This is a genomic window from Chroococcidiopsis sp. SAG 2025 (genome assembly GCF_032860985.1).
GTDB lineage: Bacteria > Cyanobacteriota > Cyanobacteriia > Cyanobacteriales > Chroococcidiopsidaceae > Chroococcidiopsis.
Map to the genome: position 1 here is coordinate 1,757,473 of NZ_JAOCNC010000001.1, position 12,065 is coordinate 1,769,537.

At 42.8% G+C, this 12,065-nt stretch carries 5 protein-coding genes, 4 pseudogenes and 1 CRISPR repeat array; all 9 genes and pseudogenes read right to left on the reverse strand.

Going from position 1 to position 12,065, the window contains the following annotated elements:
• Positions 1–5 precede the first annotated feature (5 nt).
• Positions 6–796 (reverse strand): annotated as a pseudogene (cmr4, locus tag N4J56_RS08450) (type III-B CRISPR module RAMP protein Cmr4).
• Entirely contained in the window at positions 789–1,970 is a 1,182-nt protein-coding gene (locus tag N4J56_RS08455; protein WP_317106051.1) for a type III-B CRISPR module-associated Cmr3 family protein, read from the reverse strand. The pseudogene cmr4 and the gene N4J56_RS08455 overlap by 8 nt, the downstream one beginning before the upstream one ends.
• Positions 1,971–5,058 (reverse strand): annotated as a pseudogene (gene cas10, locus N4J56_RS08465) (type III-B CRISPR-associated protein Cas10/Cmr2).
• 143 nt (positions 5,059–5,201) lie between these two features.
• On the reverse strand, positions 5,202–5,759 hold the full coding sequence (locus tag N4J56_RS08470) for a Uma2 family endonuclease (RefSeq protein ID WP_317106054.1): 558 nt from the start codon (positions 5,757–5,759) through the stop codon (positions 5,202–5,204).
• A 92-nt stretch (positions 5,760–5,851) separates the two neighbouring features.
• Positions 5,852–6,998: direct repeats of the CRISPR family, unit length 36 nt; unit sequence GTTTCCATTCAATTAATTTCCCCAGCGAGTGGGAAG.
• 187 nt (positions 6,999–7,185) lie between these two features.
• Positions 7,186–7,464, reverse strand: a complete 279-nt coding sequence (gene cas2, locus N4J56_RS40830) for a CRISPR-associated endonuclease Cas2 (protein WP_410500309.1) — start codon at positions 7,462–7,464, stop codon at positions 7,186–7,188.
• Between the two features lie 3 nt (positions 7,465–7,467).
• Positions 7,468–8,461 (reverse strand): annotated as a pseudogene (gene cas1, locus N4J56_RS08480) (CRISPR-associated endonuclease Cas1).
• On the reverse strand, positions 8,461–8,637 hold the full coding sequence (locus tag N4J56_RS40835; protein WP_410500310.1) for a hypothetical protein: 177 nt from the start codon (positions 8,635–8,637) through the stop codon (positions 8,461–8,463). The pseudogene cas1 and the gene N4J56_RS40835 overlap by 1 nt, the downstream one beginning before the upstream one ends.
• 65 nt (positions 8,638–8,702) lie before the next feature.
• A pseudogene (locus N4J56_RS08490) lies at positions 8,703–9,769 on the reverse strand (IS630 family transposase).
• A gap of 258 nt (positions 9,770–10,027) precedes the next feature.
• Positions 10,028–11,257 (reverse strand): hypothetical protein, encoded by a 1,230-nt coding sequence (locus tag N4J56_RS08495; RefSeq protein WP_317106057.1) that lies wholly within the window; start codon positions 11,255–11,257, stop codon positions 10,028–10,030.
• Positions 11,258–12,065 lie beyond the last annotated feature (808 nt).

The window sequence follows — 12,065 nt, forward strand, 5'->3', positions numbered from 1 at the left end:
TCTTCCTACTTAGAACCTAGCCATTGCTGTACAAAACCTCTACCCAAGCTTTCCTGTCCGCCAATTTGTAAAATTGAATTTGCATTTAAAAGGTCGCAAAAGTCGGCATAGGAGCGATCGCTTTTGCCATTTGCTTGAGACGTAGCCCCCCAAGGAAGATACATCAAAGTATCGGGTGGAATTGCCTCTTCATAGCGAAAGCTACCATCAGTAACGCTCTTATGCTCGTCTAGCTTTACCTTGACCTGTCGCCACAGGCTCATTTGAATTAAAGTGGCACAGTGTTGGTCTGGTAAGAGTAATACTCGTGTGATGCTCTTAGTCTCGTTGACTTGGGGTACAAATGTTTGCCAGTTATCCCAGGTGTGAAAACAGTCGGCTTTGAGAATGGCATCTTTGAGATAAATAGGCTTATCATTACCGAGATTCGTGCTGTACTCAGGTGGAGTCGCTGCTTGCACTCCATTTACTCTCATCCATCTTTGTAGCAGTAGGGGGCAACTAATCCAAACTACACCATGACTCAAGGAAGGCACGGGCAACCATAGAATTGAAGCATCGCCAATCCATATATCGCCTTGTACTAGCTGTTGAGTTTCGTTCAAATCCGTGCCAAATAATTGCGATCGCATTTCACCGTTGACATTTGCTCGCAATCGACCGCGAATCGTACTGGAAGGAATGTAAGGCAAGTTGGTGTGAGACCGCGAGCGATACCTAGTAGGTTTCCCTCTTGGGTCGTCCCGCCCGTGTGTAGGGGTGAAATGAGATACAGGTAGATTGAAGGATTAATCATGGTCTTTATCAAAGGGAATCCAAAGCATTGCAGAATAGCCTAGCTGCCGCCAAATCTGGGCTTTATTTTGGCGATCGCCTTCTTTAACTATTTGGTCTTGAAACAACGTGGCTGGGCATTCTAGGTAATAAATACTACCAGCAGGTGCAGCAAACACCTGGGGAGCAGGGATACTCTGGGTTGCGCGATCGGGTGGTGTATAGCTCAAGCGACCGCTAATAGCCAAAGCCTTTTCTGTAGCTACGCTAACCAAAGATCCGCGAACGTAATTGGGATTTGCAGAATAGGCGAGTTTCCATTCCCAAGGATATGCCCTGCAAGTTGCTTGCCCACCATCGTGTTTGCGCTCGAAGACTCCAGGTGTAATCAGATATGCCAGAACTCTTCCGGCAGTAGGAGATTGTTGCAGGGCGGTTTCGGCTTGTTGAAAGTTTTGTTGAGAAAGAGCGGTGAGTTCCTGCCATTGGCGTTCTAGAGCTGGGCAGGGTGTTAAAACTGCTCGATGACCTTCACCCCCTAAGCGTAAGATGTGGGGATTGCCACGAGCTTGTAGTTGTGCGTGTGTCTGAGGATCGACAGCGATCGCCAAACTCCAGCCGCGATCGAGCCGAATTGCTGTCTCAACAAAATAGCCATCGGCATCTTTAACTTGCCTCGTGCCTGGGGCTAGAGAATTATGGGATCGAGTTTCGAGCGTCCAAGGGTGGGGACGTTCTTCGTTCTGACACAACCAATCTTCTGTAGTTAGCTGCTGCCGCTTTAGCAGTTTGACAACAACAGGTTGAGGTAGAAATTGTCGATATTGCTGCTGTTGATCCCTTGTTTGCTGAGGATCTTGCTCCGTTCGTCCTAAAACAAGTGGTACGGGCTTGCTACGATCCCACATCATTTGTTGGCAAGGATGCTTGTTGGATAACCATTGAGTCGGGACGAGATGCTGTTGTCCTACGTAGTTTAGCGGGCGTGGTAAGTACAGTGTTTCGGCTCGACAGAGAAAAGGACCTTTGAGGGTGAGTTTGAGATCGTCCTGCAACAGCCCTCGAATCGCTCCAGCAATTGTATGCCCGTGAGGTGGAAAGATCTGACTGCTAGCCCAAGCGCGTTCGCCAGGTGTAAATGGTTTGGCATCGCGGAACATCAGAACATCGAGGGGAGTCAGCGTGTACCAATGCATTTAGGCAACTCCTAACTTGATTTGACGATTCCGCAAAACGAAAGCAGCTAGTTTTAACCAGTTCTCAATAGCGCGATCGCATTCTTGTGGTGGTGTTGTTTGCCAAATTGCGACTAAAAACTCTTTCAAGTGGTCTTGAAACTTACCTTTGGCATTATCTTCGCCATCAAAGAGATCGCGGCGATCGCAAAATGCCTGTACCCAAACACCAATCGCCTCTGGTACTGGGGCGGGATGTTGTCCCCAAACATAAGCAGCTTGTTCAAATAAGGCAACAGTGAGGCTAGCTTCTGCGGTAATTTTACAGTTGAGGAGCGATCGCCAGCGATTGAGGATGTCGAATTTGGCAGTTGCGGCGAGCATATTGCCGTTACCGTAAAGCACCCGCACCTGAACCGCATCTTTGGCGGCTATTTGCAGATCTGGGCTGTGATGTTCTTTAGCTTCGGCTTCTGCTTGCCAAAGATTTTCTAACGCGATCGCTAAAGGGACTGAATGATGGGCGATGACAATCCCGAAACTAATCGTAGCTTTGCGCCCCATCGTAAATAAAGGACGTTTGTTTGGCTACAGGTGGTTTTGATTCCTTGCTCGACCACTGCCAATAGTCTCCCTCGTTTTTAAACTCCTGCTGAGGATCTTCAGCACCGCGAAAGCATTGGCGAATATCCCACAACCAGCTATCCCACTCCCACAAATTGGTGTATGCCAAAACATCATCGCCGCCACTGTAAATTAATCGTCCGGCGTAGCGTTGCTCTGTTAGGTAAGGCACGAGTTGGTTAGAAAAGTCTAGTAAAGCACGGCTCAGGGCGTTGTGGGTCGATGGACCCATCCGTTTCGGCTGCTGCAAAAACTTCTGCCAAGATTCTTGCAATGATTCAGGGACAGATAAGCTAGAAGGTACGTACTGACTGTAGTTTTCTAGTTTTTGTCCTTTTAACCATTCGCTCATTCCGTCGCCATCTCCAGCAGCAATAATATACCAATCAGCAGGATTGTGACTGGGATAATATCTATCTAAAACTGTTTGGATGTTTTGCCGATATTGCTTTTTAATATCTGATAAATCTGCAATTAATTGTTCTCGTTTCTGATTTTTTTGGTTCAACAGTGCGGATTCTGTTTCCCGATCTATTTGCTGTTGAAGAGATTTAATTTCCTGTTGCGTATTTAAGACTTCTCGCGTTTCTAAGTCTTCAACCAACCAACCAGCATTAAGTAGTCGAGGATGAAATTGCTTAAATTCCGAGTTTTGGTTGTTATCGATCCAAGGAATTCCCCATTTATTATCAATTTCTCGAATCTGCAATTCTTGTTTCACAGCGCGACAAGCTCGATAGAAATAATTGGAGTGAGTGCGATCGCTGGTTTTTAAATATCCCGCTACACCTGTTGTTAAATCGGGATAGGAAGCATTCACTTCATCCGTGTCGAGACTCAGCAGATCGGGTATAACTAAATGCAAGCCCCGCTTCAGAGTTTCTGTAGCATTCAATTGTTCGCGACCGTCAAATAAGCCTGCATGATGCTGCCAAAGTTTTTTGATTTCTTTTTCTGGCATCCAATCTGAGCCTGGATGGACTGCCGAACCTAGACCAGAAATGGTAGAACGGACATCAAAAGCCGTGGGTAATTGCCACATCCGAGCATTCTTTACCGCAGTTAAAGACCAGCGAGTTTGGTCGAAAATGTAAGCCCACCAAGAACCAATATTGACGCTAAGTCCACGTCTCCCCTGTGTTTCTAATCGATAGTCGTAAGCTTGTCTGAGAAAGTCCAATTCTGCTGCTTGAAACAATTTTTGCCTTTCGCCAACTTGGTAAGCTTGATTTTGTGCCTCTACCCAAGCTTGAAATTCTGGTTCGCGTTTGGTCGGAATTGCGGCACTTTTGAGTTCTTCCCCTTCTTTACCAATTGGTAAAGCACTCCAGTATGTCTGCCATTGGCTTTGCAGCCATCCTTTCCAAGTTTTGCTATCTTCAGTCAGTTCAGGCATCCAGTGGCGTTGTCCTTGTAATTCCTGAAAGACTAGACTACCGAGTTTTAACCACTCTGCTTTGAGCGTCTCCTCTGCCATTTGCATTGCTGCTCTTACTTTGTCTTTGGGTAAGATCAGCACGAGAACATTGGGAAATCCAGCAGTTAAAAGCTGGCGATCGCTCGGTTGGTCGAGCCAGGGCTGAAAATCGCTCCATTTTTCCAATAGCCAGCGATCGATCAAAGGCTGTTGGAACAGACTGGGATAGAGGATGCAGTCAGGACCATATTTCCAGGCGATTGCCCAACAAACTTTAGCAGATAGGTAATGCAGCACCCAAGACCCTGCCCACAAGTCCCGCATTTTGCGGCTGGCTTTGATTAATTCTTGAATCGGAGAAAAGCTAAAAGTTGTTAAATAAGCATGGGATAAAGTCTTACCACTGCTCCATCGTTTAATGTCGTCAGCTGTGAGATCGTATCCTGTTAAAGCTCCAGCGATCGCTGCCGTCAAACTAGCATGGCTCCAGATCGAGCCATCAGGAATGCGTGTCTCGGCAGGCATGAGCAATAAAGACTCGTCGTTACCAAAGGCGTTGCAAACAGCTTTGGGAAGGCAACGCCACAGCCACCAAAATAGTTTTTCAGGAGATTGAATCTGCTTAATTGTTTTGAGCTGTTTATCAGTTGGATCGACTATTTGTAAATTAAATAGTTCTTGCTCGATATGGTGTAGATGGTCGGCTCTTGGTGATGCTTTGACTAATTCTTGATGATGTAAATCGTTGAGTTTAAATTCTTGTCTAGCACTGGATAGCAGATGGGTAATTTCTAGACCGCGATCGGAGCTAGCATAGTTGATAAAAGTAGAAAGACTACCAATTGCAGCGCGATCGCTAGCTGAGGCAATAAAGTCTGCTAAGTGTAGGTGTTCGAGCAGCTTGCCTCCAGACTTTTCTGGGTTCCATCCATTCTCGCACCAGCTTTGCATGACTGCTAGTTCTTGCCAACAACTATTGTCACCACGACCGCGATTGTTGTGTAGGGCTTTGAGAGCTGGATCGTGAAGAATTCCCCAGATTTTAGCTTGCCAATAGGCTTCAGACACGGATAAGTTTCCTTTGGCTGAAAATACACTATATTTCAGAGTTCCCTATCCATGTTTAAAAGTAACAGTTGGCTTATATCTATAACTTTTGTGAGCTGTACAGTCGGGTTTGAGTAAAGAAAGCTTGACTTACAGGCAACTGCTTACAGTTCTGCTTCCTGCCAAATCCGATTGACACTCAGGGAGAATCCAGGCAGTAACTCGTCTTCTATGGGGCGATCGCCTTCATACACCAACTGCTCTCCTGAAGGGAAAAACGCTGTTAGTCTTGGTATTTCTGGTTCTAACACCCAAACACGATCGCACCCAGCGTTGAGATAATCCCTAGCTTTTTCCTCAAACTCTGCAAAACTTTGCCCTGGCGACACAATCTCGATTGCCAAGGTGCAGGGAACGGGACAGGCTTCGTTACGCTTCCACTGTTTGGGCAGGCGATCGTAAGAGACATAAGTTAGGTCGGGAGTAGGAACCCAGTCTTTACCATTGCGCTGTAAGACTACTGCCCATTCTGGTAAGATGCGACCCTTGCTCTGACAACAAATCTCTATCAGCCTCAACAGAGTTTTCTGCAATGAGGAATGAAAATATTTTGGTGACACTTTGGGTATTGCCTTACCGTCTACTAATTCAAATGCTGTCTCTCCTTCGGGTAGTAACCAGAATTCCTCTAGTGTTAGGTTTTGTAACTGGGAAACGTTCATCTCTCCTTTCCTGTGTTGTTTCCATTCAAGCGATCGCCCCAGCAAGTGAGGAGAAAGAAAAGTTTAAATACTCTCAGGATAACAATTTAGAAGTATCTATTCAATTAATTTCCCCAGCGAGTGGGAAGTTTTAAATTCACAGGCTACCTTACCCAAGGTAGTTGTAGTTTCCATTCAATTAATTTCCCCAGCGAGTGGGAAGTAGAAAAATCGGAAGTAAAGTATAGAGATCGATCTGTTTCCATTCAATTAATTTCTCCAGCGAGTGGGAAGTAGAAATAACATCAACTAACGTTAACCGTGCTAAGTTGCAGTTTCCATTCAATTAATTTCCCCAGCGAGTGGGAAGAAGTATAAGAGGCAATTAGATGCCTATATTACTCTACCGACGTTTCCATTCAATTAATTTCCCCAGCGAGTGGGAAGTTCCGTTACAGGTTTATCTGCCAATTCCAGAATTAAAGTTTCCATTCAATTAATTTCCCCAGCGAGTGGGAAGAGTTAACTAGGAGCAAACATGTCAATAGGCTATGCAGGTTTCCATTCAATTAATTTCCCCAGCGAGTGGGAAGGAAATAGAGGAGCCACTAATAAGTCAAGGCGCAGTAGAAGTTTCCATTCAATTAATTTCCCCAGCGAGTGGGAAGCGCAAACGTTAACAGCGCTATGACTGGTCCTATTACGTTTCCATTCAATTAATTTCCCCAGCGAGTGGGAAGAGTTATATTTTCGTAGAGTTCCAAAACTGCCAATTTGGTTTCCATTCAATTAATTTCCCCAGCAAGTGGGAAGTTTGGAAGACTTTAAGCCACCAGAGCCGCAAGCACAAGTTTCCATTCAATTAATTTCCCCAGCGAGTGGGAAGATTCCCCGAAATTTCTGCTGACTTTAAAGGAAACATACAAAATTTCCATTCAATTAATTTCCCCAGCGAGTGGGAAGTAATTACTATTTCTCAACCTCGGCTGTCGGCGTTAGATGATTTCCATTCAATTAATTTCCCCAGCGAGTGGGAAGATTCTAAAGACGGTAGGGAAGTCATACACACATACAAAAATTTCCATTCAATTAATTTCCCCAGCGAGTGGGAAGTAGGTGAACACAATGAAAGGTCTAAAAACAGCTTTATATTTCCATTCAATTAATTTCCCCAGCGAGTGGGAAGAGCGGATAGCGTAAACTTACTAGATAACTACAGTTCGTATTTCCATTCAATTAATTTCCCCAGCGAGTGGGAAGCCCTTCAATTTAAACCCATATCCTGCTTAGTGTCCAGAGGCTAATTGCGAAGATTCTATCTATTGGGGCTGAGAATAGGAAAAATGAAGAGTCAAAAGTTGCTGAAACCCTGCCGCAGTAAAGAATCGAGGCTAAAAACGTAATAACTAGCTTTTCAGTCATTTCATGTAACCTTCGCAAGTCAACTTCAAATAACAACCGATCCAGGCATTGTTGTTAATGGTAATCCGCCCCAAGTTTCTACTTGAGTTAATGTATGCTTTGAGATTGGGTAAAAACGTACACTATCTTCTGCTAACTTGACTCTTTTTTTTAGCCTTTGACGTAGTTCAGCATACTTAACTTGAGTCAGGATACACTCAAATACACTATACTGTACTCTCTTGCCATACCCTTCTAGTAAGTCTGAAACTTTTTTACGTCTTTTATCATCAGGAATATCATATACTATTACGTAAAATAGCACGATCTAGCGAATTTGATAAGGTTGATAAAGCTGTATGGGCTGATAAACAAATTGTTTGTATGCTTTAATTTGTTGTGTGATTAAATCCCATTTAGGTTGTTTTTCTCCTGGGTCAGCTTGAATTTCTTCTTCCATTCTTTGTACAAATGCTTTAATATATTTTGACCTTCCAGAATCGTTAAGATAGTAGCCGCCGTCATGATGCACAAAGTCATTTTGAGCATCTATAATGTGACGGTTGATTAACCACAACACTAAAGTATCAACAAAGGGAGCGCGAAACTCTTCAATTAAGTCAGAGGCTAAAGCAGCATGACGCTCTGTTCCTTGATGTAGACAAGCATAATAAGGAATCGAGTCCCTGAATTTCAATCATCGCCAGTAAATGATTCCACAGGACTTGATAACCAAAGCTAAGCATGGCATTAACAGGATTTCCTGGAGGACGACGAGAACGACCTGCAAAAATAAATTCAGAAGAGTTAATACACTCTCCAAACGCAGAAAAGTAGTGCGATGCCCCAGCTCCTTCTAAACCCATTAATTGTTCAACTGTAGTAGCTTTGCCTGCTTTCTCAATTAAGTATTCTAAGCTTTGAATTGCAGCAATAATTATGTCTGAAGACTGGCGGCGCTGCTGTCGCTGCAAAATGACCCGACTATTTTTCAGCTTGGCTTGGACAATCTGCCGTGCTACTAACAATTGTTCTACTGTTGTTATCTGCTGTTGATAGCGGGATAATTGGCGATAACCGCGTTCGATTGGTAGGATGCGTCCATAACAGTAACCCATACGAGAAAGGTATGCAATCGGAATATTGCGCCATAAGCAAGCTCGAATGACTTGGGTAGTGATTTGGGATTTACTAAATACTAATATTTGCTCCAAATGCGGTAACTGCACTTGTCCCAAAATGATTTTGCCCTGCTTAACAATTAAAGTTTCTTTTTCGAGAGAGACGTAGCATCCTTGCTGAGAAATGTAGAGCGATCGCATTATTGCCGCCGATTTAATCCCGAGCGATCGCGAGTTCTCATTTCTGAGTTTGTAGGCTGAGAAATAAATGGCATCTGCCGATCGCGTTGAAGGAACTTGATTACTTGGTCTGCGGCAATAGTAACAGTATATGTAGCAACTGTAACTAGTAACGTATTAACGATTACAGCCATCATTCCTAACGGAGCAATTAGTAGAATAATGAGTGTGATTGTTCCATTACTCCCTTCCCACCCAAAGATTAGGGAATGAGGGAAAAGATGAAATTGAGCGTTTTTTGTACTTGTTCTGCGGATAGAAACTGATGTGAATCAAAGAACTGATTCAATTGTGGTTCGCTCTGCGTCAGCGTCGTTCCAATGGGCAGGTGATGCAGAAATCGCAGGCGTAGGTGATGAATCACATACTCGACTAAGTTCAATTTGGGCGAGTAGGACGGCAAATAGAGAAACTCGACTTGAATCGATTGAGCCAGCCCCATCTGCTCTAAATGGATGGCAAGTTGCGCCTGCATCTTGAGTTTGTGCGTGGGATTGCGATCGAGAATCAGGCACAGTCGAGTGTAGCCTAGCTCCACGCAATCGAGGCATAACTCTGCTAAGTACTCCGATATCTCTTCGGTTTTCGCCTTGGGATTGAGACGAAAGAACTCTTCGCCACTCAAGGCATCGACGCATAGCAGTCCGCCATCGCTTGTTGCGCGTACTCTCATCGCCTTGGCACTTCGCTCGCGGGTATTGCGTTGTGCCCACCCATAGAACAAACTGGGACGGTCTGTGACGGCAAATTCATCAAAGAACACGATGCGCTCACCCGATTGAGGCGATTGCAGTTTTTTTTACTATCTCTACCCATTCCTTCTGCGCTTTAGGGTCAGCATTGGCATAGTCTCGATGGGCACGTTGATAGGACAGTCCTAGCTCCGAGAGCAATTCATAGATGCGGGAGTCTTTCAACTGCACCTCGAACCGTTGGTCAATCACTTGCGACAGAATTGCGCCTGTCCACATATTGAGATCGTAGCCGTAGTCGCTGGGTCGTTGCCTCAGCACCATTTCCTTCAGTTGCTGCTGTTGTTCTGGGGTTAATCGGCTCGGTTTTTAATGTCGAATTGGGTTGACCAAGCCCTTAAGTCCGCCCTCCAGATATTTGTCCATCCAACTCGTCAAGGTGTCATAGCGGCACCCGACTTGCTCACTCACTTTGGCTACGACTGTGCCCTTCTTGCAGCAGTTTAATCGCGCTCAATCGTTGGCGCATGTATTGTTGCTGATTGCGAAAGAGAAAAATCAAAAATTGTCTAGTCATCAAAGCTTTGTCGAACACGTAATTAGACTCGTTAAGATTTTTCGCATTGCTCGACAGCGGTTTCCTCTGAATTCTCGAACTTATGAGTAGATAATTCTTACCATTTGTGGATTGGTAAGCGGGCGGAAGCGGAGGTTTCCTCCGCATTGGAGCCGCGTCAGGTTAAGAATTGGTGCGTTAATATTACCAGCTTCATGAAAATTGTAAATCGGAGAATAGTTATGCTTCAGCCATGAAGATTTTTACAGATAGTTGCTATTAGTAACTGTCTGCAAGCCTGATATGAAGTGATAAGAAATTTATTTCTATGGTTGGTGAGTACAAGAGAGAATTAGTTGCATGGAACTTGAATGATTGAACTTGAGCGGGTAACTGTCTGCGAAAGAAGGACAAAGCCTCATTTGCATCTTTAGGTAGGTGACTCACTATAACACCGTTTTCTGAATTCTCAGGAATAATTCTGTAGTCTCGTTCGCTACCATCTGCATAAGTTACTTGCATCATTACAGGTGGGCTTCTAAACAAGCTTTTATAGATTTTTCCAAAGAGAGAGTACGTGAATTTAATTTGTGCAAGAATTATAGAGCGATCGCTTACTTCTATATGCTGAGAATTATTCCAACGTACAGTTGACGTTTTACTTGTTGAAACACCTGGGACACATCCACTCAAAGGAAGTTTTTCTAAAAGCAGCAGGTTGGTTGGATAAGAAAATTTATTTTGTTCGATAGATTTAGGTAGATAAGAATTTAATTTATAATTACAAAAAATATAAGAAAAAGTTTTAGGGTCATCAAAAAAAGGATGTCTACCATCTATAGCAGAAAAATCATAGAAGATATAGTCTCTTGGCTCTGTTGCTAAGCTTTTAAAGTTGATGTTATCAAGAGTAGTTGTATAAGCTGAATAAGATTGAAGTATTGGTCGCGGCTTCCAGTTTAGGTTGTTTGTTGCTACTAATGATATTTCCCAAGGGACAATATCAATTCTTTTATCTTTTACTATGCTTGTCATACTAGTAGGTAATTTTTCAGCAGCTAAATTTTTGTTGCTGTTTGCTCGTACGCTAGCCTGTAAAGAATTTACATTAAATAAATGTGATAAATTTGCGATCGCCATATCTGGAGTAACAGACCGAGGACTATTAGCTCCTAGTGGTATCCAAAATATAAAAGCTACAATTAAGGCGTAAAGATATAGTAGATAAGAAAACTTTCGAGCGCCTACTGCTCTCAGTTTGGGTATAGATAATGAGATGATAATTAATGTACACCAACTAAAAATAATAATATGATTAGCACTATGACGTACAAATCCATGCTTAAAAGCTAAAAATAAACATAGAAACAAAGCTAATGCAAAACCAAGGTTTCCCGCTCTTATAGCTAAAACTAAAAGAATAGATATCAAAATTAGTTCTGATATTGCAAGAAATAACTCTCGTCGGGAACCAATAAGGCTCATGGCACTAGAATAGTTAGATGCCATATCTATATAGTTTTTAAAATAATCTATCAAAGAAGGATAAGAGTAAAAAATGGTTGCGAAAAGACAAAGACAGTAACTTACGTAAAATACGCACCAGCATACAGTCCAAAGACGAGATCTACTCCTTAAGCTTAAGCTCCTTCTCTTAATAATTTTCTCTCCTGCTTTAAGAACAACTTTACGATCTAGCCTTAGCTGAAGAAACCAAGCTAGTAACCCAGCAGCACCAGAAAAAACAAGACAAACTAGTATCTTATGAAAGTTTGATACGTAGTAATCTGGTGATAATAGTAGGAAAGATACTGATATTGCAGCTAATAATGAATCAATTAAGGCAAAGAGATTAATCAGATAATTTGAGTTTTTCTTAATAGAGTTAATAAAACTCCCAAAAAGAATAAACAAAGAGAACCAGCAGTAGCAATTCCAAGAGTAAATTTGGTTAATAGACAGAAACCAGCAAAAGCGCCTAAACTGACAGCGCACCACCTAATTAACTTTATAGGTAAGTTATCAACTATAGATAAGATGATTAAAAAGATAAATAAAATCTGGTAGTCTGTTGATATATTTTGGTAAGTTACAGATAGGTTAATCAGAAACAAGTAACAACCAGCTTGAGAATATTGCTAATTTCTGGGGCTTCGTTTTTAGCTTTGCGATTTTTAAATACACCGCTACAAATAAAATGAAATACACAATAAAACGAAATTTTGTTACTGTAATAAAATTTTGCTCTAACGCTGCTCCATGAACTAAGTAACCCAAAGGACCATATGTGAATATGATGTCTTTTCAAAAATCAGTC

Excerpts from the sequence above, each read along its gene's own strand:
- N4J56_RS08470 (WP_317106054.1), bottom strand. The coding sequence starts at position 5,759 with ATGAACGTTTCCCAGTTACAAAACCTAACACTAGAGGAATTCTGGTTA.
- N4J56_RS40835 (WP_410500310.1), bottom strand. The coding sequence starts at position 8,637 with ATGATGGCTGTAATCGTTAATACGTTACTAGTTACAGTTGCTACATAT.
- N4J56_RS08455 (WP_317106051.1), bottom strand. The coding sequence starts at position 1,970 with ATGCATTGGTACACGCTGACTCCCCTCGATGTTCTGATGTTCCGCGAT.
- N4J56_RS08495 (WP_317106057.1), bottom strand. The coding sequence starts at position 11,257 with ATGGCATCTAACTATTCTAGTGCCATGAGCCTTATTGGTTCCCGACGA.